Origin of the sequence: Psychrobacillus sp. NPDC093200 (assembly GCF_050280345.1) — a bacterium.
GTDB lineage: Bacteria > Bacillota > Bacilli > Bacillales_A > Planococcaceae > Psychrobacillus > Psychrobacillus faecigallinarum.
In genome coordinates this window covers 676,231-698,166 of record NZ_JBNNVC010000002.1, presented here as the reverse complement: position 1 = coordinate 698,166, position 21,936 = coordinate 676,231, and the positions used below count along the sequence as shown (strand labels likewise).

Sequence of the window (21,936 nt, the reverse complement as noted above, 5' to 3'; positions counted from 1 at the left end):
GATTGTCAGCCTAGTTAGAAATAGGTTTGTATTCACTACCTATCCGTTCTTCCCATTTAAAGGTAATAACAGCCAATAAAAAGCTAAACAGTGTGTAAATTAACAATATTAGTATAGAGGATCCCATAGGTAACATCATTCCATCGGTTAAGCCTTTCAACGCTTTAACGTAGTGTTCAAAAGGTGATAGTTTGCTGATGAAGTGGATCCAACCGGGTGCTTTACTTAAAGAATAAAAAGCTTCACTTATTAGTATAAAAGGAATTTGAATCAGGTTTGCAATCATATTAATATGGCCCTCATTATTAGCTAAGTTGGCTATTAAAAAACCAAGACTAGTAAAACAGAGTGTTGCTATTGTAACAAGTAGCAAAGTTCCTATGATTGCTTCACTACTAATCGATATTTGAAAAAACAAGACTCCAATAATCCATACACCCATATTTAAGATTACCCCCAATACAGTTCTAGCGAGCACCATAGCGATGATAAAATGGCCAATCGGTAAAGGAGTTATTTTCAACATTTTATAGACACCTTTGTTTCGTTGATAAAGAATTTGAAAAGCGATTCCTTGCATACCCCAAAATAATGTTCCAATTGCTGTCACGCCTGTTAAAATACGTTCATCCATATTATTAAAATAGAGACCTAATCCAATAATCATTCCTATAGGAAACAAAAGAGAATAAAATAAGGTAATTTTATCTCTCAAAGAACTTACAATCATAGAACGAAAAATAATTAACATTCAGAGACCTCCTCAGAGATTAATTTAATATATAGGCTTTCTAAATTAGCTACATTGTGTTCTTCTATCAATAATTTAGGATCACCTTCACAAATAATCCTGCCTTTATTTATAAATATAATTCTGTTCGCTAGATAGTTTACCTCCTCCATGTCATGTGAAGTAAACACAACTGTTCTTCCTTCCTTATTTACTTGGCGAATTAGGGAATGTAATTCTTTTTTTGAAAGTGGATCTAATGCAGCTGTTGGTTCATCTAGAAATATTAGCTTCGGATCATGTATTAACGTAAGAGCAATTGCAAGACGTTTTTGCTGACCTCCGGAAAGCTTGGATGCTTCCATATTAGCGCTTTGAGTTAAGTTACATTTTGAAAGGATTTCTTTCATTTCGTACTTATTTACATTCTTTTTGTAAAAGGCTCCAAACAACCTTAAATTTTCAGAGACAGATAACCTTGGGAAAAAGGATATTGATTGTAGCTGTACTCCAATATTGTTTTTAAAATCCTCCATAAAATATTGAATAGTCCCGCCGTCCTCTTCCTTTAATCCGATTAGTAACTCAATACAAGTTGTCTTACCTGCACCATTGGGACCAATTACACCTAGGATTTCGTTTTGGCTAATATTCATATTAATATCTTTAACTACATCTCGGTTACCATATTTCTTAACTAAATTTGTAGCTTGCAAATATAACATTTCACCACTCCTTCTTTTTTATTCAACGTTGACTATTCAACGTTAATTAAAATTTATAGTAGTGCTGTTTAAATGTCAATAGAAAAAGGTACAGAGTTTACTCCATACCTTTTGTAAATAAATTTATTGTTCAATCCATCCGATTTTTCCGAGAACATTTTTAACAAGCATGTAACCGGCACACCCGTCATCTACTACCCAAACCTTTTCTCCTCTCATTACTGGGAGAAAGGTAGTACTTAAATCTGTCCTGCAAAAGTTTGTCCCGTTTTTTTCAATAATATATTCATTTTTAATCCACTGTTCTATACCTAGTTTTACATTTTCGCATAAGGTAAAGTATTCTTCTTGTCTTATAATTTTTAATTCGTAATTAGGATAAGCTACAGTACCAACTCTATTTGAGCATCCTCCGAAATCATTGTGTGCAATTATGTATTTAGAAAGATTGTCGACATAGGTATATGAATATGTATCGCCTTCTATGATTAAAGCATTTAATTGTCCATCCTGTTTTATTTGGTTTCCCCCATCAATTGAAATTATGTTTTTATCTATATCTATCATAGGGTTATGGGAGCTTACTGAAGTTGAACGGTAGTTTATAACCGGCCAATGTCCTACAATGACTAGCTTATTGGCTTGATGCCCCTTATCTAGAAAAGAGGAAATATTTAATGCGGTTTCTTCATCAGTAAGTTTCCAATCTTTTATAGGATCAATTCCTGCATGAACGACTATAAAATTTTCTGTTTCAAAGGCAATTGGAAGCCCCTCCAGCCAGGCAATCATCTCTGAATAATGCTTTTGATAAAACTTAGATAGTTCGCTTAAGCTAGTATATTCATCCAGACTCTTTCCATGTTGATTGAGCATCTCGTTTAAAACAGATTTTTTACGATTTTTCATATAAGAAATAATGGATTTATCTTCCTGAATTATATATCGATGAACAACATCACAATTACCCTTCGTTATAAATACGTTACTAGAGCTTTCTTGGAGCAACCGAACAAATTCTATGACTTCTAGGCTGTTATCACCTTTCTCACATAAATCGCCGTTTATAAACAAATAATCTTCCGATTGGTAATTGACTTTTTCTAATAAGCTTTTGAATAAATGTAAATTTCCATGTATATCTGAAATTATAATAACTCTTTTGTTATGTTCTAAATTGAGCCTTTTAAAATTTAACATTACTTGATTTCTCCTAAGTTAAGCTTTTTGATTTGAGTTATTTAGCCTAAAAGAGTCTAAACTACAAATACAATCAAATATTATTTAAACCTCAGATTCTGAATCATCGGGGTTAATAATTGCTAATATAAGATGGTCTTGCCATTTTCCGTTAATTTTCACATTTTCTTTAGCAATTCCCTCTTTGTGAAAGCCGGCTTTTTCTAGAACATTTATAGAAGGAATATTGTGAGGCATAACTCCAGCTTCTATTCTATGTAATTTCAACGTCTTAAAACCATAGTCAACCGCTAACTGGACAGCCTTCGTCATATAACCTTTCCCATTCTGATTTTTATCTAAGTAGTAACCAATCATACAGCTTTGAGCCGGACCACGTGAGATATGCGATAATGATACATTGCCTATTAACTCATCCGTACCTGACAAAAAAATTCCAAAAGCATATAAAGTATCATTCGCTGCTCCTTCAATCCCATTTTCGATCCGTTCCTTTATTTTTTCAAATGTATAAAAGCTTGGTTCTCTTAATACTGTGTAATGCTTAAAAAATTCCTTGTTTTTTGTTTCTAGAGCTAATGAGGCTTCAGTGTCCTCTATTTTAAGTAAACGAATATAAATACCTTCTTGAGTCTCCATAATTCTCCTCCTTTTGTTTCTTAAATTATATGAAAATTCGTTCAAAATTAAAAGCCCTGTGAAACACAGGACTTATCAAAAAACCTATTTAACTACTAAAGCTGGACAATTTACGCGTTTAATCACCTTATGACTGACGCTACCTAAAACCATTTCCTGCAAGGAATTTAATCCCCTACTACCTATAACTAAAAGATCTACATTATTCTCATTAGCAAATTTCACAATTTCTGGTCATGGGATACCATGCAGTATTCTTACTTTATAATAAATCTCTGATTCATTTAATAGTTTTTCTACATTTTTAATTTTTCTACGTCTTTCTAACTCTAAAGCCTCTTTAGAGCTAGAGTGCAAAACCTCGGTCTTCGCATTTTCAAAATCCGCAACATACACTACTTCCACTACGCAGTCCTTACTCATAGAAGCTATTTTTATAGTTTCCTTCGCTGCACGGACAGCATTTTCAGAGCCATCAGCTGCTAAAACGATATGTTTATACATTTGTGATTCCCCCTTAACGAGATGATAAGCCATCGATCTGTGCAATCATTTTTTGGCTATATGTATCTAAGCCAACTAATTCTACTTGTATAGCTCGGTCACTAAGTAAATCTTTTACTTTAAATAATGCAACTACCCCTGAATCATCCCAGATCCGACTATTAGAAAAATCGATTTGTATACTTTCCGAATGTATGGATACTTTTTTAAAGTAATCCACAAAGCTATCAGTAGAAGCAAAAAATAGCTGTCCTTCTATAATATATCGCTGTTCCTGTTGAATTATCTTTAAGGTTGAAATTTTTACAACAAAGAAAACAGCACTTAAAATTACCCCTGCGATAACTCCCTTAGATAGGTCATGTGTATAAACTACAATAATTACAGTTGTTAGCATGACAATTGCATCGGTTCTTGGGGCCTTAACTAAATACTTAAAAGAATTCCAGTCAAAGGTACCGATACAAACCATGATCATGATTCCAACCAATACCGGCATTGGAATTTTAATAACTAAATCACCTAATACAATAATTAAGAACATAAGAAACAATCCAGCAACTAATGTAGATAGTCTTCCTCTACCCCCTGATTTCACATTGATTACCGATTGACCTATCATGGCGCAGCCAGCCATTCCTCCAAAGAATCCATTGATAAAGTTAGCAATACCTTGACCTCTTGCTTCCTTATTTTTATCACTTTCCGTAGCAGTCATATCATCGATGATTTGTGAAGTGAGCAGAGATTCCACTAATCCTACGATTGCAAGGGCGATTGAATAAGGGAATATAATCTGTAACGTTTCAAAATTTAAAGGGACGTCTGGTAAAAAGAAGGAAGGCAAAGTTTGAGTAATGTTACCTAAATCTCCAATTGTTTTTAAATCTAATCCACTGTAAATTGCAATAATAGTCAAAACGACAATTGCAATTAACGGTGCTGGTATTACCTTTACAAAACGTGGTAATGTATATACAAGAATAAGCGTAATGCCTACAAATATATATGTCATAGTTGAAATACCGATGAAATGTGGAACCTGAGCCATAAATATTAAAATAGCAAGCGAATTGACGAAACCGATCATTACAGCATTTGGAATATATTTCATCAATTTAGCAATTTTAAATACACCAAACATTATTTGAAAAATACCTGTTAAAATAGTTGCTGCTAATAAGTAATCTAAACCGTATTCCTTAACTAGTGGTACCATTACTAACGCCATAGCTCCTGTAGCTGCAGAAATCATACCTGGTCGTCCGCCTACAAATGCTATAATGACCGCAATACAAAAGGAAGCATACAGACCAACCATAGGGTCGACACCTGCAATAATTGAAAAAGCGATTGCTTCTGGTATGAGGGCTAGCGCGACCACAATACCAGACAGTATATCCCCCCGTATGTTTCCAAACCATTGTTGTTTTATATTTTCCATGATAATCTCCTTCTAAAAAAATCTTCGATTATCATACCATCTTCATTCCCAAAATGGAACCTTTTTGGGGACAAATGTAAGGAGTTGCTTTTATATGATTTATGGATATGTTAGACCCCTCTATAATGATGTTACTTGCAAACAACAGCTAGCATGTTTAGGCTCTCGAACACAAAATATTTTTCAGGAGAGCCACGGCTCATCAAAAAAACGTACAGAGCTAGAGTCACTTCTAATGAACTTAAAAAAAGGAGACATCATTGTAGTGGAAAGAATGTTTGTCCTTGCCGATACAACAAGACATCTTGTAGATCTTCTTAAGCTTGGTGAAAGAGACGGCGTTGTCATTCAATTCATTCATGAGGGAATACAAAGTGATGAGGTACTTAATCTTTCATTGAGAGTATATATGCAGTATTTAATGGATTTTCAGACAGACATAGTAAAACAGACTACAACAATTGGCATAGAAAATGCAAAGGAACAAGGAAAAACATTAGGACGACCAAAAAAACCGGATACTAATATAAAAAAAGCAATTGCCATGTACCATTCAGGAGATTTCACTCTCCATGAGATTAAAGAAGAAACGGGCATAAGCAAGTCAACACTATATCGCTATCTGGAGTCCGCTGAGTAAAATTAGTAGCTTACTAAATAACATACAAAGAAAACCCGCAGAAATTGTGTTTATCCATTCCTACGGGTTTTACTTTATATTAATCGTTTTTTAGCTTCTTCTATTTGAATTTCAACCTGATTAAAGCCTGTTCCACCGAGCGAATTTCTTCTTCTGACAGCAGCTAATGGTGATAATACCCCGTAAATGTCCTCTTCTATTAAGCTATTAGCTTCTTGTAAATCATTTAAAGGAAGATCTAAAAGGAAATATCCACGTTGAATACATAGGAACACCAGCTTACCAGTCACCTCATGAGCTTCTCGGAACGGAAGTCCCTTTGCTGCTAAATAATCTGCAAGCTCTGTAGCGTTTGAAAAATCCTTATGCACTGTATCATGCAACCGCTTAGTATGTACAGTCATTGTCCGAATCATTCCCTCAAAAATTTTAAGAGATCCAACAATTGTCTCTACAGTATCAAACATACCTTCCTTATCCTCTTGCATATCTTTGTTGTATGCAAGCGGCAACCCTTTTAAAGTGGTTAAAAGTCCCATTAGGTTTCCATATACACGACCAGTTTTACCACGGATTAACTCCGCCATATCTGGATTTTTCTTCTGAGGCATAATACTTGATCCAGTAGAGAAGGAATCGTCCAATTCGATAAAGTTAAACTCAGAGCTAGACCATAAAATAATTTCTTCTGCAAAACGTGATAAGTGAGTCATGAGCAAGGAAGAGTTACTTAAAAATTCAACGATAAAATCACGATCACTTACTGCATCCATACTATTAGCATAAACATTACTAAATCCAAGATAATCTGCTGAAAGCTTACGGTCTATCGGAAAGGTAGTTCCTGCAAGTGCACCGGAACCTAGCGGTGAAATATCAATGCGTTTCATAGAATCTAAAAAACGTTCTTTGTCTCTCTCAAGCATCCAAAAATATGCCATTAAATGATGCGCAAAGGAAATTGGTTGGGCACGTTGTAAATGAGTATAACCTGGTGCAAGTGTTTCGATATGATCCTCTGCTTGATTCACGATTGTTTTTTGGAAGACTTGGATCAACTCAATAATTTCTTCTACTCGGTTCTTTAAATACAAATGCATATCTGTTGCAATTTGGTCATTCCGGCTTCTCCCAGTGTGTAACTTTCCACCAACTGGTCCAATTAAATCTATTAACATCTTTTCTAAATTCAGATGTATATCTTCATTAGCAATAGAAAACTCAAGCTTATGTTCCACTGCAAGCTGCTTAAGTTGAACTAGGCCACCGAGAATTATGTCTACATCATCAGTAGATAAAATATCGCAATCGCCAAGCATTTGGACATGTGCAATACTACCATCTAAATCTTCCATTACTAACTTTTGATCAAATTCGATAGAAGCTCCAAATTCGTCCACCCATTGCTCGGCGGATTTTTGGAAACGTCCACCCCATAACTTGGTCATACCTGCACCTTCTTTTCTCCCTTGTTTACCATTGCATGTACTTTTGTCGGTAGTCCCCATAACTCAATGAATCCAACAGCTGAAGTATGGTTAAATTCGTCTTCGGACGTATAGGTAGCAAGTTTTTCATTGTATAAGGAGTTTGGGGATTTACGTCCTTCTACAATCGCATGACCTTTGAATAGTTTTACACGTACAGTTCCATTTACATATTGCTGTGTTTCCTTTAAAAATGCCTCAAGTGCTGTTTTTAGTGGCGAAAACCAAAGCCCCTCATAAATAAGCTCTGTTAATTTCTTTTCCATTACCGGTTTAAAGTGAGCGAGTTCCTTTACTAAAGTGATATCTTCAAGTTCTTTATGAGCGAGCAGTAAGGTGTGTGCCCCAGGTATTTCATATACTTCACGGGACTTTATACCAACTAAACGGTTTTCTACGTGATCAATACGTCCAACGCCATGCTTACCAGCTACATCGTTTAATTTTAGAATAAGCTCATGTAATGGATAATTAACTCCATCAAGTGATACTGGAACTCCTTTTAAAAATTCGATTTCAATAATGTCGGCAGTGTCGGGTGCATTTTCCAATGAAACTGTTAAATCATATGCATCTTCAGGTGGTGCTGCCCAAGGATCCTCTAAAATACCACATTCATTTGCACGTCCCCAAAGGTTTTGGTCAATAGAAAATGGACTATCTAAGTTAATTGGTATCGGAATATTCTTCTCTTTTGCATAAGCGATTTCTTCTTCACGACTCCAGCTCCACTCACGTACCGGAGCGATTACCTCTAAATCTGGATTTAATGCATTAATAGAAACTTCAAAACGTACTTGATCGTTACCTTTACCAGTACAACCATGAGCTACTGCAGTGGCTCCTGTTTTTTCAGCAATTTCCACTAGTTTTTTAGAAATCAGTGGACGTGACAGAGCAGATACTAATGGATATTTATTTTCGTACCACGTGTGAGCCTGCATGGAGATCAATGCATATTCATTTGCAAATTCTTCCCTTGCATCAATCATATAGCTTTCAATTGCTCCAACTTCTAATGCTTTGTTTTTCACAAACTCCAAATCCTTGCCTTCTCCTACGTCTAAACAAACAGCTACAACATCATAGCCCTCATCCTTTAGCCAAGTAATTGCAACTGAAGTATCTAATCCACCTGAATATGCTAAAACAACTTTTTTGCTCATATTAAATTCCTCCAATGTATTTATATACGGTTATTTCGTATTAATATTCATAATGTAACATTAAGATTGTATAAATACAACCAAAATTTATTAAATATGCATATTGAAACTTTTCATTTATAAAATCTGTGTTTCTATTAATGCGCATTATTTGAACGAATAGACAAAACAAGCGATAATAACAAAAAGGAGTGATTGATAGAAATGTCCAAACTATTTACACCGTATAATGTGAAAGGTTTAAGTTTAAAAAATAGAATTGTAATGGCTCCAATGTGCCAATACTCCGTAGAAGCTAAGGATGGGATCCCGAATGACTGGCATTTTGTTCACTATGTATCACGAGCGGTCGGTGGCACAGGCTTAATCATTGTGGAGATGACAGATGTAGAACCTGACGGGAGAATTACAGATTATGATTTAGGTTTATGGTCAGATGAGCAGATTCCTGCATATGCAAGAATCGTAACTGAAGTACATAAACACGATGCTAAAATTGGTATCCAAATTGCTCATGCTGGAAGAAAAGCTACAGATGCCGACCAGCCGATAAGCTCCTCCAATTTACCTGTAGAATCTGATGGCACATGGAAGGAACCAAGACCATTAACTATAGAAGAGATAAAAGAAATGGTAAATAAATATAAAGAAGCAGCTCGCCGAGCGGTAGATGCAGGCTTCGATACAATTGAACTCCATGGAGCTCATGGCTATTTAATACACCAATTCCACTCCCCTTCTATAAATAATCGTACTGATGAATATGGAGACAATTATGCTAAATTTGGTGTAGAAGTAATTAAAGCTGTGAAAAGTGTTATGCCTGAGGATATGCCACTATTGTTCCGAATCTCAGCAATAGAGTATATAGATGGTGGTTATGGTTTAGAGCACTCTCTTGAAATTGCAAAACAGTACAAGGAAGCTGGAGTAGACGTATTCCATGTTTCTAGCGGAGGGGAAGCTAACCCTGGAAAAGTAAAGCCTGCAAATACTCCTGGTTACCAAGTACCTTTTGCAAGAGCATATAAACAAGCACTAGATCTACCAGTAATTGCTGTAGGAATATTAGAAGATCCAATTTTAGCCGAAAAAACCATGGCTGAAGAGGATATAGAGCTGGTAGCTATTGGCCGAGGTATGTTAAAAGATCCATATTGGGCATTGCATACTCAAGAAATTTTAGATGGCAAAGCTACCGTGCCAAAAGCTTATAAAAGAGGATTTTAAGATAAGAACAAGAGTCTTTTCTAGGGATCTTCTAAAAAAAGAGGATGGTCGTGACTTATGTCATTACCATCCTCTAGTTATTTTCGAGAACTCATTTGCTACTATAGAAATTGATATAAAAGCCTCGTTCATTATAGTAAGCACGCTTATTTTTCTGTTTGTTGAACATTTACACCTTGAGATACAACCTTGACACCATTAATTAATGAATCTAATGCTGGACAGTGAGCTTCTACATATGAAATGAATTCTTCGATTTTCTTTTGAGGCTCATCGGATATAATATTGACTTTATATCTGATCTCTAAAAAACCAGGTCGAATATCCGAAAGTCCAAGGAACCCATCTGTATCAATATCTCCTTCTAACTCAACAGTTAGATGATGGTATTGGACGCCAAGTTTCTTAGCTGACATTTGAGCGACTATTGTTTGACAAGCACCTAGTGAAGAAAGCAATAATTCTAATGGATTCATTCCTTCATCTGTTCCACCTAAACGAGTTGGTTCGTCGATTATCACTTTATGCCCTCTTGTTTTTACCTCAACTTGTAGCTTTTCAACCAAATCAGCTCTCGAACTCATTGTAGTAATTACCATTATTATCATCTCCAATTCTACAAATATTATATTACAAAACTATTAAAAAGAGTGATAATTGCATGTGTTTAGTGATAACCTAACGGATTTAGATTTGTATTCTTTGACTTTCAGCTATCCTTTTTAATTCATGGGAACGTTGTTTTAAAAAACTTGTCATATATCTTTTAAGAAACAAAACATCTGCTAGTTTCCCTAAAATTCCTAAAGGTGATCTATAGACAAATTCATCCCTGACTAACGTGCCAGTACCTTGTACTTTAAAATGATGAGTATGTGTAAAAGAATGGAAGGCACCACTTACCATGACATCCTTAAATGTATACGGCTTCTCCATTTCAATGATTTTGGCTGTTAGTTTTTGTCTAATACCAAAATGGGTGGCTTCCCAGGTAACACAATCTCCTTTATTTAATAAGCCATTAGTTTTGCCATCAACAGCCTTTTCCTTTGTTTGTCCGGTTGTTTTTGTATGAATGGTCACATCCCTCGAAAGATCAAAGCAAAGGTCTATTGGAGCATCTATAAAAATTTCACATATGATAGTTGGCATCTGTTATCTCCCTTCTACTTGAAAAATTCACCTTTTAAAATAGTAGAATTCTTTCATATTTCTACTATAAACCATTAAAGTATTCACGAAATGTCTTCTAATAAGAAATTGTCGAAAGAAGTAGATTTATATCCGTTTAGAATTTTTTATGATCGTTCCAAGAGGTTTTATAACCGGATAGAGAAATTTATGACCGTTTCACTCTTTATACGAAAAGACTATATACTCTCGGCTGCTGAGTACTGTCTATCTTCTAAACTATCGTATAACAAGAGATATATTAAGATGATTTATATTCATGTCTAAGTCCCTTTTCCAGCAATTTCTTAAAGTCCTTCTCCTAAGAAAAGTATATATTTATGGATAATTAAGCTATGAATTTTGCCTTTTTTCATACACTATACTCTTATTTACATAAAGCTAAAAACTATAAATGAATTTGCTAAACCTTAGTATTATCACTTGCAATTCAATTAAACACATAATATACTAAACCATAACGTTACGGTTAGGAGTGATACTGTTGGGAAAGAGAAACTAAGAATTGGCGAATTAGCTGAGAAAAGTGGCATCACTAAACGTACCATTGATTATTATACTACTCTTGGTCTATTAGAAGCTGAACGTTCTAGTTCCAATTATCGTTACTATCCTTATGATGCGATTGAAAAACTAAGACTAATTGAAGAGAAAAAGTCAGATGGTATGTCACTAGAGCAAATCAAAAGAGAGCTTGCAAGAGATGTTGTTGAGGAAATAGACATTCAAGAAATACGATTACAGATGAAATATTTAGAAAAAGAAGTTTCTCATTTATTGGAACAGATAAATGACAAAGAAGATAACACTAAACATTCTATTAAACAGAAAGTTTCAACAGAAAGTGTTGCGCTTATGCAATCCTTATTACTATTGATCACTTAGGAGGTGAAGTCTTACTTTCGAGTAAGACAACTTATTGACCGCATTGAATTTAACGATATTTGTCATATTAATAGCTTTAACAGCATTCTTCGTTGCTACGGAGTTTGCCATTGTAAAGGTACGACAATCAAGAATAGATCAATTACTTGCTGAAGGACGGAAAGGTTCTAAAGCTGCAAAACAAGTTACTACTCATTTGGATGAATACTTATCGGCCTGCCAGCTTGGTATTACTGTAACAGCTTTAGGTATCGGGATGGTTGGTGAGTCAACTTTCGAGTTTATCCTTCATCCATTATTTGAAGCGATAGGAATCGGCACTGACAATATTCATTATTTCACCATAGGGGCTGCCTTTGTAATAGCTACCTTTTTACACGTAGTAGTTGGTGAACTGGCTCCTAAAACAATAGCAATTCAAAAAGCTGAAGCAGTAACTCTTGTATTCGCTAAACCAATAATGATTTTTTATAAGATACTTTATCCCTTCATTTGGTTCTTAAATGGTTCTGCTCGTTTGCTAGTTGGCCTTTTTGGTATGAAACCAGCATCAGAGCACGAGCTATCTCATACAGAGGAAGAGCTTCGCCTGCTTCTTGCAGAAAGCTATAAGAGTGGAGAGATAAACCAAAATGAATTGAAATATGTAAATAACGTTTTTGAATTTGATGATCGAATCGCACGAGAGATTATGGTACCGAGAACTCAAATAATTGGATTTGAGATAAACGCAACGTTTCATGAGGTCTTAACTACCATCTCTGAAGAACGGTATACGCGTTATCCTGTATATGAAGAAGATCGAGATAACATAATTGGATTTATCAACATTAAGGACTTCCTAACACAAGGTATTAACAATCGTATAACAGTAGAGAACTTTACTATAAAGCATTTTGTAAATCCCGTGATTAATACTATTGAAACAACCCCAATCAACAGCTTACTGTTAAAAATGCAAAAAGAACGTATTCACATGGCTATATTATTGGATGAATACGGTGGTACTTCTGGACTTGTAACTGTTGAAGATATCCTGGAGGAAATAGTAGGAGAAATTCGAGATGAGTTTGATGACGATGAAGTACCAGATGTTCGTAAAGTAAAAGAAGACCATTATATAATCCATACAAACGTTTTACTTGATGATGTTGCAAAATTATTGAGAATTGACCTGTATAATCCTGACGTAGATACAATCGGTGGATGGTATTATACACAGGATATAGATTTAAATTTGGATAATCAAATTGAGCATGATGGTTTTATGTTCTCTATCCATGACAAGCAAGACAATCATATTCAATTTATTGAAGTACAAAAATTGAGAGCTTAACAATATAAAATAGAACCCATTTTGATGATTGCTATCAAAATGGGTTCTTTTCGCTTATACCTCACTTTTTATCATTTTTTTAAATTTGGCTTGTAAAAATGTACTTCAATAAATTAATTTGATACCAATATAAAGATAAGTCATTCATTGTCGAAGCGTGCCCCTGTTGTCTTAACATCGTTGTTATGTTACCTCGATGATAAGTTCCATGATTAGCAACATGAAATAAAATTTCTGAGTAAGCCGTTTCTCTAGCACCTGACCAAGGATTATTTAGATTAATTTTTTGTTCTAAATCCTTTTGGCTATCCAACCATTCCTCATAGTCTGAAGCCAGTTCTTCCAATGACTTAACAAATTCATCTTCAGAATATAAATTGGTCTTTTCTAAGAAAGCTATTGAAGCTTCCAATGCTTCTTGAATATCCATTCCTTTAAGTACTTTTAACCACATAAAATCTACCACATAAATATGACTAAACGTTTGTGCAATAGTAGGATAAGAACTACTAACTTCTTCATTCAAAACATTCCTTGGTAATTCCTTTAGTCTTTCTAGTAACACCTTATTAGCCCAAACATGATACTCATACATTTTTTTCCGTGATTCATTTAACATCTACTCCTTCTTTTCTTGGTTTTAAAAGTTGATACACTTGTATTATAAAAAAAGATATATGACAGCAGTTTGTCATACATCTTTATAAACTCTAATTATTTTTTTTGCCTCCTCTATTAAAATTGATTGTAGTTCTACAGGTTTGATAATTTTAGCCCCACTACCGAAGCTTAAAAGAATAGATTTAAGCTATCCAGCTTGTAGAGGCCTATAAACAGAAATTGTAAATGTCATACTTCCATCACTGTTAAGTTCTTTTGGATAATTTTGGAATTGGTCTAACACTTCTGCTAAGGAATTAGGTTTCACCCAAATTATTACTTCCTCAAAACCTTCTAAACTATCGTCTAAATGAGATGACTCATCTATTATTTCGTGATTCTTTATAAATTTTTCTTGTGTCAAATTTATATTTATCATACGGGATATTCGGAATTCTCTATTATTCTTACGTTCTCTGCAATAACCATATAAATACCAGTTACGAAACTTATAATGGAGGCGAAGGGGTTCTATTTTCCGTGATGTAAATTCACTCTTATTATTTACATAATCAAAGCGGATGACTCTTCTTATATGTATAGCTTTTCGAAGATCCATTAATGAATTTGGTTCTGTTCTATTGTTTTCTAAGTCAATCATTAAAACATTGTCACCATTTACATCCAGCGATTTTAATCTTTCTATCGTATGTTCAACTTTCTTATCTTCAAAAATACTCGATAAACTATTTAATACTGTTATTAAATTTAGTATGTCAAAGGAACCCATTAAACTTTTATCAAATTTATAGCCTTGTATTATTCCGAAGCCACCGTTAGTACCTTGGTATGAAACGACTGGTATTCCTGCTGCACAAATAGTTTCGATGTCTCTATAAATTGTCCGGGATGATACTTGAAATTCATCAGCTAAACTAGAAGCTGACAAAATTTCATTATTTAGGAGCTTGAATATGATGGATATCAATCGTTCTATTTTCAATTCTCATTTCCTTCCTTCAATAATTAATTAAGCGACCATTGTCATTCCACTGACCGTACATTTTGTTTTCTCTCGTATTTTCAATAAACTTATCCAACCTTTTATTAAAGATAACAGGTTCATTTTTATAACTTTGAATTGTATCAATTCTAATTCTCCTGTATAGTTCAGGAAAATTAACGAAGTTCTGATATAATTGCTCCTCTTTTTTCAGACAAGTTTCGATTTCTATATCTATAGTAAAGGATTCAGGTTGCATATCAGGGAGAATTCTCAGTCCTTCTTCTTTCATCAAACCTAATTTTTCGAGTCTCCTTACTCTTTCTTTATTCAATTCTGTCCAGTTACTTTTTTCCTTTCTTTTGGAAAGCCTTTGAGCTAGTTCAGTATCTGATATTTTCTTCTTTGTACCATCAATCCAACCGAAACATAATGCCTCTTCAACTGCATCTAAATACAGGATGTCGCCTGATTGTTCAGTCATACTTACTAATACCCAACAAAATGTTTCTTTATTTGAATTTAGCTCAAGCCAATCTCTTAATCCCTGCCTTGTACTAACTCTTATCAAATTATTTATTTCCATTTCACCCTATCCTTTCTAAAAGAATATTTGTTACTAGTATAACTTTTTATTTTATTTATTTGAAATGTCTGTGAAATTAATACTGAAAAGCTTACTATATTCATTATTTCTTATTGCTTAAAACCTTGACTTACAAGAATCAAATTTTTATGATGAATAAGAAGCAATACAAAAAGGGAGAAAGAATATGAGCTCACTTAAAAGCATTTCGAATTATATCTTTAATAACAAGGAATTGTTGGCTAACGAAATAGTTAATGGTGTAGTCCATTCTATAGATATGGAAATTCCGCCTTGGGAGCAAGAGCAAGCGATAAATATGTATATAGAATTTGTAAGCTTTATTGGGGAGTATGTCGTAAGCGGAGAAGAAAAAATTCCTGATTCCTTGTTGGAATGGAGTAAGAGGAATGCGGCAATGGTCTCTCTAGATGGTAATTTATCTATTTTAGTAGTTAGATATCTCCCTACCCGCAATGTTATAACTGAGATACTAACTAATTTAGCTGTTCAGTTCAATCTTAGCTTGCACGAATTAAGTAAAATGATAATTCAAGTTAATAGAATGTTAGATGTTAGCCTTAACGAAACTGTTGCAAATTATGAATTTCTTGTAAGCGAATATAAGAAGACTTCTCAAATGGAAATAGCTAAAGTAGCAACACCAGTTATTCCAGTAAAAGATGGAATAATTGTTTTACCATTAGTAGGCCGCATCGATACTTTTCGAATCAAGTATTTGATAGAAAATTCTACTCCTAAAATAGCAAATATGGATGTAAATTACGTAATAATTGATTTTTCTGGCGTCTATAAAATAGACAAAGTAAATATTCGCCTTATAAATGAAATGGTTCAAATGATTCGTTTAATGGGCATTAATGTAATTGCCACTGGAGTCAGTCCTGATCTAGCTAAAATGGCTATCATAGAAGGGATAGAAATATCTTCTATAGTATATCCAAATTTAAAAATTGCTTTAGAGAGCATACATTGATCTCTTATGTATTAATCGAAAATCAGTACAAAATAACGCTTAAGCAACCACAGCTCAATATTTTCAAAGCTTGAAAGGCCATTTCTCAAAGATATGGCCACAGACTGTAGACAAACCAGAGAAATTTGAAATTGTCTATAGTCTTTTTTTTTACAATACATAGTGAGAAATCGTCGATTTCCATTTCAGGCGCTGCGCTTTCCACGGGCACGGCATCACCCTCCTCCCTCGCTGCGCTCAGTCCGAGCGCTTCAGGCCAACAGGATGTTGGTAACAAAGTCGAATTTCCACACGATGTGGCGTATTTAACCTTTGATCAATCGGAAGTAAGCAGTGCAATCGTTAAAGAAATGGATTTATCAAGATAAGCCTGAAATAATAGAAACTGATATGGGCTACTCAAAATTAATATCGATGATTGGAAATTCCACTATCACACTTATTTTTATTGGATTATTTATCAATCAGATGTAGATAGGGTTTCTAAACAATCGCTTTCCAATAATCCCAGCCTTTTTTATAAATCGGCCAGTCCTCTGGATGATGCTTGAGGCAAGTAGCCAATCTAAAATATAAACCAATTGCAACCTCTTTATACAGGTTATTAGCCAAATATTCATCTTTTATATTCATCAAGGAAAAGGCATAGTCGATTGTTTCCTTAGATAGGTCATCAGCGGATGAACAAAAGGCGTAAACCAGGTCATACATTGGATGACCTATGACTGGTGAAGCATCAATAACACCTTTAAGTTCTTTACCATTAAATATAAAATTATGTACTCCACAATCTCCATGTAAAAGGAATGGCTTTAAATTCAGATTACTTTGATTTTGGATTAAATCTTGTACGAGCTTGAAGTCATCTTCACCTAAATAATCTGCTAACAAGATTGATGATTCTTCAACTCTTGTTTCCATGAAATCAAACCAGGAGGAAGAAAGATCATCAGCCCATCCCCAACCATTATATTTTTTTGTTATTTTATAATGATTGATGAGCCCCTCAACAAGTAATTTAAGCATTTGCTTTTTATCTATTACTCCGAGATTAGTCTCTCCTTCTATGAAACTATAAACTAAATACTTATGTGTTTTTTCCACATACATAATATTCGGTACAAGGTCAATTTCTTCATATATTTTCAAAAACTCACCTTCTGCATCTATTAAGGCAGGGACATTACTTTTTACTACTATTTTTTCTCCCACTGTGTTTTGTATAAGGTATAATTCACTTACGGTTCCACCTTGCAAATGAGAAACTTGCCATTTTACATCTGCTGGCAATATCCCCTTACTAATAAGCTCATCTAGAATTACATCTATGTTCATTTTCTTATCCTTTCACTTGCTACTATAATCTAAGATTCTAAAAATGCGAGGACTTGATTTACGTACTTATCTGTTTCCTCTATTTCAGGAAAATGTGCACTTTCATTAAACAAAACCCACTTACTCTTTTGTAAATTATTATGTATGAGATTTGAAATGCCTAAACCGCTATTACGGTCATGGACTCCTGTAATGATAAGGATTTCATTGGTAATTTGAGATAATCTTTCATACAATGGAATTTCGCGAGGATTTCTTTGTAACGCTGCCATCATATGACCCGAATTTTTTAAGCCACTTTCAATCATTTGCTTTCGGTAAATATTTGCGTTTTTTATATTATTGAACATAAATTTGTCTAAAGTGTTTTCATTAACAATTTCCCAAATCTTTTTGTGTTTTGTGTGAATGGAGGATGTTTCGGCTAAAACTTGTTCTATCTCGTATAAAAGTCTTGGCTCCGCCACAGAGACAAATCCTGCGATTTGAAGCAAATACTGTGTTTCTAATGAAATAAGGCTTGGACATGAGGTTATTACTTTGTGTATTTTTTCAGGTAAGCTAGCAACTATCTCGAGAGCTAACTCTCCTCCAAACGAATAGCCAAGTAAGTCAACTTTTTGAAATCCAGACCACTCTAGTATCTTAGTAAAATCTTCGATTAAGAGCTCATATGAATAATCACTTTGTGATAGAGGTTTTTCACTCCTTCCACAGCCTCGTTGCTCATAATAAATAACCGTTCTGTGATCAGATAATTTTGCTCCTGCAATATGCTCAAATACGTAATGATTACCTCCTGGTCCTCCATGAATAGCTACTAGGGGTATCGTATTATGTTCTATTCCCTCGACTTTAATCCAGTGAAAAATGTCGTTGATCTTAATTTTGTACTCTCCATTGGCTATTAAATTCATCGCTTCAACCTCATTAAAGTACTCCCGTTCACATCAGTTGAGAACCCAAATTGCTCATAATAAGAAACTAATCGTTCAGGACAATAAAGCTCAATTCTTTCCACACTTTGAATAAGGGAATTTTCCAGAAGACTATTCATTAATGCAAAACCTAGTCCTCGATTTCTATCGCTCCCTTTTACTATTACATCAAAAATAAAGGCTCTGTACATACCGTCTGTAATAGCTCTTGCAAACCCTACTAGCTCATCGGTCTCACTATCAACTAAACCTATAGCTACATGACTTAAATCTAACATTTTTAGTATATCGTCATTTGTTCGATTTTTTGTCCACCATTCATTTTGAAACAAAAGAAATAAGTCATTTAAATGTTTTTCTGTGAATATAGTTACAATTTTTAAGACCATCTAAACCCCTCCAAGAATTATGTATATCAAAACAATAACATATTTAATGGAATATAATTGTAAGTTCCGTAAAATAATACAAAAAACCAATAGAAATAAATTTGAAAAGAAGAGATAGTTTCTTTTCTATATGGAGTACTAACAATCATTGTGTTTGTGTAATTTCTTATTAAACATAGAATAGATCTAGCCATGTTTACTTGCCTTTATTATCAAGAAATGCGGTGCTTTTTTCAGTTTTTGATAACCACTTGAATCCCTTTTCTTAAATTCTTCTGTAGGCTGTGGCTCTATTATTTTTTCTAATTTAAAATATTGTAAGGTTTCATTCAGTATTGTTTGCATAGGCCTTCTGTAAAAAGGGACCTCAATGATTTTACCATCACGGGTCCACTCATCAACAACTAGTTCGTGAGAAAAATAGTTCCCTTCTTTTGATAATCTCACGTCCATAGATGGATGATGAACAGAAAATAGCAATTTTCCACCTGGTTTTAAGATTCTATTAAATTCTTTGAATGTAGACTTCCAATCTTTTAAATAATGAAGGACTAGAGAGGAAATAATTAAGTCATAGCTGCTATTCTCAAATGGAAGTTCCTCTGCTAGGTCTAAACAAACAACGGTAGCTTTTTCACCAACTCTTCTTTTAGTAGCGTCAACCATATTTTGACTAATATCAGTAGCTGTAACTATTGCTCCATGTCTAATAAGTTCACAGGTGTACCAACCAGCTGCGCAACCCGCATCTAACACGTTTAAGTTACTTACCGACCTTGGTAATTCCTTAATCATGGCAGGTCTTTCATACTCTGTGTTATAAAAGCTTCTTTGATCCACATGATGCTCATAGTCATTGGCAAGTTCATCATATGCTTTTATTACACTTCTATTCAAAATGATTGCTCCTTTTTAGATTGACGTATACTGCACTATCCATTCTTCTAAAACAGCATTTTTCAGTGGAGATTGCACTTGTTCTTCAAATACTTCTGGATCTAAAAGCACCTCCAAATCTCCCAGAACTCTCTCCACATTTTCTCTCTTTACAAAAAATGATTCTGTAGGAAATCGAAGCTCTATCTGTTCTAAATTTTTAATAAGAACAAAAGCAGCGGTTGTATTATAGATGATGGATTTTTGGATATGCTGTTGAGGTAAACCATCTAAATCCTTGTAATTGACAATTAATAAGTGAATTTTGGAATCCTGCTCATATCCATTCAAATAATTTTGTAAAGGGAGCGATTGAAATAGTTGTGCGTTGTTTGTTAAATTCCCCATATACCTGTTCTCATAAGCTAGAACTTTGCTAAAATCATGCGTTTCAGGATTAAGCTGTTGTATCGTTTCTTCTTCCATTGCCTTTTCTTCTGCTGGTATATAAAAGAGGTTCATCCAACCAAACAGTATAATTCCGATAATGAATAGCACAATGATTATCTTATTCTTCATAAGTTCTCTGCTTTCCTCCTAAGATTAGCATTTGTCTAAGTCTGTTCATTAATAGGGGTATGATTATTGAAACAAGCGGAGCCAAGTAGCTAGTAACTATTTGTCCAAATTGATATGGTCCATCAAAAGATATAGTGCGTCCAAACCATATGTCACTACCAAAATAAACGGCAGTAATCATTCCCCATTGACCTACGATAAATAATGTCCATATAATCCAAATCACTTTTTGCCATTTCTTTAAAAGCCCGAGGTTAATATTTTTTAAATCATTTGTTAAAAAACCTCCACTAAACTTTAACACGATATAAAAAATGCCAATTATTATTATCAGTATAAACAGAAGCCAGCTAGTAGCCCTTAAGGAACTATAAATATTTAAAGGAATGGAAACTATCCACGCGACCAACAAATAAAGAAGCAACCATTGAGTTATCTCAACCATAACTTTATTTAACTGAATGGTTTGTACCCCTTCTATTACCCCATCCAGTTTATCCATTTTTTCAGTACTGACCTTAAATGCTTGTTCGGCGGAAAATCCTTTATTAATAACTAAGTCTTCCATTTCCGCCTCTAGATTTCCTATTACTTCTTCTTTTAAATCTAATGTTTCTTCGTTTTTGGGGTACCCAGCAAACATCTTATTGACATATTTCCGAACTTCACTCACTCTGTTCGCTCCCTTCTAATACTAATTGATCTATGAGCAATTTCGCTCTATTCCATGCCATTACATTTTCTTGATATACAGATAAACCTTCCTTCGTGATAGTGTAATATTTTCTTCTTCCTCCTTGAGACTGATCTCCCCAATAGGCATTAATAAATCCTAACTTTTCTAATCTTTTTAGACTGCTATATAAACTTGGCTCCTTCAAAATATAAACCCCATTACTATCGTTGGAAATAGCCTTCACAATTTCATACCCATAATTATCTCCACGCTTTAAAATTTTTAAGATAATTGTATCGATATGGCCTCTTATTAAATCGGCACTTACCTCATTTTCCGACAAGCTTATCACCTCCTTTATAATGTAAGACATATTACTATGTGTGTCAATGTACTATACCAGAAGTAAAAAATATAATACAATATATTCCTGTTTTAAGAATATACATTAGAATTTCTGAATTTTTATAAACTTCATTTAAAAATAATGTTTAAAATGTATATAATTCAGGAATAATAGATTAGAAACTTTTAACCCAATTAAAAGGAGCTACTCCGAATGAATCTCATATATTTAGAACTAGTTAAGCTAGTAGACGATTACTATAGGTGTGAAAATGATACTTTAAAAAAAGAAATCCTTCATGATATTCAATTACTAACCAGGGCAGTATGTCTGACTGAATAAATAATAAAACCTGCTACTACTAGCATACTATTTCATTTCTATTCGAGTAGTGTTTAACAAAAGAAAAACAGACCCCTAAAAAAATGGAGTCT

24 protein-coding genes and 4 pseudogenes are annotated in these 21,936 nt (G+C 34.1%); 8 read left to right on the top strand and 20 right to left on the bottom strand.

What is annotated here, in order from left to right:
• Positions 1–10: 10 nt before the first annotated feature.
• The 6 genes and pseudogenes from ACQKNZ_RS11165 to ACQKNZ_RS11140 form a co-directional block, all read right to left on the bottom strand.
• Positions 11–751 (bottom strand): ABC transporter permease, encoded by a 741-nt coding sequence (locus ACQKNZ_RS11165; RefSeq protein WP_151109752.1) that lies wholly within the window; start codon positions 749–751, stop codon positions 11–13.
• Complete coding sequence (locus ACQKNZ_RS11160; protein ID WP_427659720.1) at positions 745–1,455, bottom strand: ABC transporter ATP-binding protein; 711 nt, start codon at positions 1,453–1,455, stop codon at positions 745–747. The genes ACQKNZ_RS11165 and ACQKNZ_RS11160 overlap by 7 nt, the downstream gene beginning before the upstream one ends.
• 123 nt (positions 1,456–1,578) lie before the next feature.
• Positions 1,579–2,655: a metallophosphoesterase gene (locus ACQKNZ_RS11155; RefSeq protein ID WP_427659718.1), complete on the bottom strand. Its 1,077-nt coding sequence runs from the start codon at positions 2,653–2,655 to the stop codon at positions 1,579–1,581.
• 84 nt (positions 2,656–2,739) lie between these two features.
• On the bottom strand, positions 2,740–3,294 hold the full coding sequence (locus tag ACQKNZ_RS11150; RefSeq protein WP_144536301.1) for a GNAT family N-acetyltransferase: 555 nt from the start codon (positions 3,292–3,294) through the stop codon (positions 2,740–2,742).
• A gap of 84 nt (positions 3,295–3,378) precedes the next feature.
• Positions 3,379–3,798: pseudogene (locus ACQKNZ_RS11145) on the bottom strand (universal stress protein).
• A gap of 13 nt (positions 3,799–3,811) precedes the next feature.
• On the bottom strand, positions 3,812–5,242 hold the full coding sequence (locus ACQKNZ_RS11140) for a SulP family inorganic anion transporter (protein WP_427659716.1): 1,431 nt from the start codon (positions 5,240–5,242) through the stop codon (positions 3,812–3,814).
• Between the two features lie 94 nt (positions 5,243–5,336).
• Here ACQKNZ_RS11140 and ACQKNZ_RS11135 point away from each other — a divergent pair, with 94 nt between their 5' ends.
• Entirely contained in the window at positions 5,337–5,882 is a 546-nt protein-coding gene (locus tag ACQKNZ_RS11135; protein WP_154310763.1) for a recombinase family protein, read from the top strand.
• Between the two features lie 74 nt (positions 5,883–5,956).
• Here ACQKNZ_RS11135 and argH read toward each other — a convergent pair whose 3' ends face one another.
• Together argH and ACQKNZ_RS11125 are read right to left on the bottom strand one after the other, a co-directional pair.
• Positions 5,957–7,330: an argininosuccinate lyase gene (argH, locus tag ACQKNZ_RS11130; protein ID WP_427659713.1), complete on the bottom strand. Its 1,374-nt coding sequence runs from the start codon at positions 7,328–7,330 to the stop codon at positions 5,957–5,959.
• Positions 7,327–8,535: an argininosuccinate synthase gene (locus ACQKNZ_RS11125; protein ID WP_144536290.1), complete on the bottom strand. Its 1,209-nt coding sequence runs from the start codon at positions 8,533–8,535 to the stop codon at positions 7,327–7,329. The genes argH and ACQKNZ_RS11125 overlap by 4 nt, the downstream gene beginning before the upstream one ends.
• A 204-nt stretch (positions 8,536–8,739) precedes the next feature.
• On the opposite strand from ACQKNZ_RS11125, the gene ACQKNZ_RS11120 reads away from it, so the two are divergent.
• Positions 8,740–9,765 carry an NADH:flavin oxidoreductase/NADH oxidase gene (locus tag ACQKNZ_RS11120; RefSeq protein WP_154310761.1) on the top strand — a complete coding sequence of 342 codons (1,026 nt, stop codon included), beginning with the start codon at positions 8,740–8,742 and terminating at the stop codon, positions 9,763–9,765.
• A 146-nt stretch (positions 9,766–9,911) separates the two neighbouring features.
• Here the strand turns inward: ACQKNZ_RS11120 and ACQKNZ_RS11115 are convergent, their stop codons facing one another.
• Together ACQKNZ_RS11115 and ACQKNZ_RS11110 are read right to left on the bottom strand one after the other, a co-directional pair.
• Positions 9,912–10,364 carry an OsmC family protein gene (locus ACQKNZ_RS11115; protein ID WP_151109736.1) on the bottom strand — a complete coding sequence of 151 codons (453 nt, stop codon included), beginning with the start codon at positions 10,362–10,364 and terminating at the stop codon, positions 9,912–9,914.
• A gap of 88 nt (positions 10,365–10,452) precedes the next feature.
• Entirely contained in the window at positions 10,453–10,917 is a 465-nt protein-coding gene (locus ACQKNZ_RS11110) for an SRPBCC family protein (RefSeq protein ID WP_144536284.1), read from the bottom strand.
• 486 nt (positions 10,918–11,403) lie between these two features.
• Here ACQKNZ_RS11110 and ACQKNZ_RS11105 point away from each other — a divergent pair.
• From ACQKNZ_RS11105 to ACQKNZ_RS11095, 3 genes and pseudogenes are all read left to right on the top strand, one after another.
• A pseudogene (locus ACQKNZ_RS11105) lies at positions 11,404–11,595 on the top strand (MerR family DNA-binding transcriptional regulator); the annotation flags it as partial.
• Between the two features lie 27 nt (positions 11,596–11,622).
• Positions 11,623–11,841, top strand: a complete 219-nt coding sequence (locus tag ACQKNZ_RS11100; RefSeq protein ID WP_370455717.1) for a hypothetical protein — start codon at positions 11,623–11,625, stop codon at positions 11,839–11,841.
• 34 nt (positions 11,842–11,875) lie between these two features.
• Positions 11,876–13,177, top strand: a complete 1,302-nt coding sequence (locus tag ACQKNZ_RS11095; RefSeq protein ID WP_151109732.1) for a hemolysin family protein — start codon at positions 11,876–11,878, stop codon at positions 13,175–13,177.
• 79 nt (positions 13,178–13,256) lie between these two features.
• On the opposite strand, the pseudogene ACQKNZ_RS11090 reads toward ACQKNZ_RS11095, so the two are convergent.
• The 3 genes and pseudogenes from ACQKNZ_RS11090 to ACQKNZ_RS11080 form a co-directional block, all read right to left on the bottom strand.
• Positions 13,257–13,789, bottom strand: a pseudogene (locus ACQKNZ_RS11090) (DinB family protein).
• A 79-nt stretch (positions 13,790–13,868) separates the two neighbouring features.
• Positions 13,869–14,780, bottom strand: a pseudogene (locus ACQKNZ_RS11085) (helix-turn-helix transcriptional regulator).
• Between the two features lie 16 nt (positions 14,781–14,796).
• Complete coding sequence (locus ACQKNZ_RS11080) at positions 14,797–15,366, bottom strand: YdeI/OmpD-associated family protein (protein ID WP_427659709.1); 570 nt, start codon at positions 15,364–15,366, stop codon at positions 14,797–14,799.
• A gap of 187 nt (positions 15,367–15,553) precedes the next feature.
• On the opposite strand from ACQKNZ_RS11080, the gene ACQKNZ_RS11075 reads away from it, so the two are divergent.
• Together ACQKNZ_RS11075 and ACQKNZ_RS11070 are read left to right on the top strand one after the other, a co-directional pair.
• Complete coding sequence (locus tag ACQKNZ_RS11075; RefSeq protein WP_427659707.1) at positions 15,554–16,363, top strand: STAS domain-containing protein; 810 nt, start codon at positions 15,554–15,556, stop codon at positions 16,361–16,363.
• 333 nt (positions 16,364–16,696) lie between these two features.
• Positions 16,697–16,837: a hypothetical protein gene (locus ACQKNZ_RS11070; protein WP_154310755.1), complete on the top strand. Its 141-nt coding sequence runs from the start codon at positions 16,697–16,699 to the stop codon at positions 16,835–16,837.
• Positions 16,838–16,846: 9 nt separating this feature from the next.
• Here ACQKNZ_RS11070 and ACQKNZ_RS11065 read toward each other — a convergent pair whose 3' ends face one another.
• The 7 genes from ACQKNZ_RS11065 to ACQKNZ_RS11035 form a co-directional block, all read right to left on the bottom strand.
• The gene (locus tag ACQKNZ_RS11065; protein ID WP_151109724.1) at positions 16,847–17,698 is read right to left on the bottom strand and encodes a phosphotransferase; all 852 of its coding nucleotides are present in this window, start codon (positions 17,696–17,698) and stop codon (positions 16,847–16,849) included.
• A gap of 29 nt (positions 17,699–17,727) precedes the next feature.
• Positions 17,728–18,615, bottom strand: a complete 888-nt coding sequence (locus ACQKNZ_RS11060; RefSeq protein WP_427659704.1) for an alpha/beta fold hydrolase — start codon at positions 18,613–18,615, stop codon at positions 17,728–17,730.
• Positions 18,612–19,025, bottom strand: a complete 414-nt coding sequence (locus tag ACQKNZ_RS11055; RefSeq protein WP_427659702.1) for a GNAT family N-acetyltransferase — start codon at positions 19,023–19,025, stop codon at positions 18,612–18,614. The genes ACQKNZ_RS11060 and ACQKNZ_RS11055 overlap by 4 nt, the downstream gene beginning before the upstream one ends.
• Before the next feature lie 186 nt (positions 19,026–19,211).
• Positions 19,212–19,922: a class I SAM-dependent methyltransferase gene (locus ACQKNZ_RS11050; RefSeq protein ID WP_427659700.1), complete on the bottom strand. Its 711-nt coding sequence runs from the start codon at positions 19,920–19,922 to the stop codon at positions 19,212–19,214.
• Positions 19,923–19,937: 15 nt separating this feature from the next.
• Positions 19,938–20,480, bottom strand: coding sequence for a DUF4825 domain-containing protein (locus ACQKNZ_RS11045; protein ID WP_154310753.1), 543 nt, complete (start codon positions 20,478–20,480; stop codon positions 19,938–19,940).
• The gene (locus tag ACQKNZ_RS11040; RefSeq protein WP_427659698.1) at positions 20,470–21,153 is read right to left on the bottom strand and encodes a hypothetical protein; all 684 of its coding nucleotides are present in this window, start codon (positions 21,151–21,153) and stop codon (positions 20,470–20,472) included. Before ACQKNZ_RS11040 ends, ACQKNZ_RS11045 begins: the two co-directional genes overlap by 11 nt.
• Complete coding sequence (locus ACQKNZ_RS11035; RefSeq protein WP_144536262.1) at positions 21,146–21,499, bottom strand: PadR family transcriptional regulator; 354 nt, start codon at positions 21,497–21,499, stop codon at positions 21,146–21,148. Before ACQKNZ_RS11035 ends, ACQKNZ_RS11040 begins: the two co-directional genes overlap by 8 nt.
• A gap of 216 nt (positions 21,500–21,715) precedes the next feature.
• On the opposite strand from ACQKNZ_RS11035, the gene ACQKNZ_RS11030 reads away from it, so the two are divergent.
• Positions 21,716–21,844 carry a hypothetical protein gene (locus tag ACQKNZ_RS11030; protein ID WP_255475378.1) on the top strand — a complete coding sequence of 43 codons (129 nt, stop codon included), beginning with the start codon at positions 21,716–21,718 and terminating at the stop codon, positions 21,842–21,844.
• The last annotated feature ends 92 nt before the right edge of the window (positions 21,845–21,936 follow it).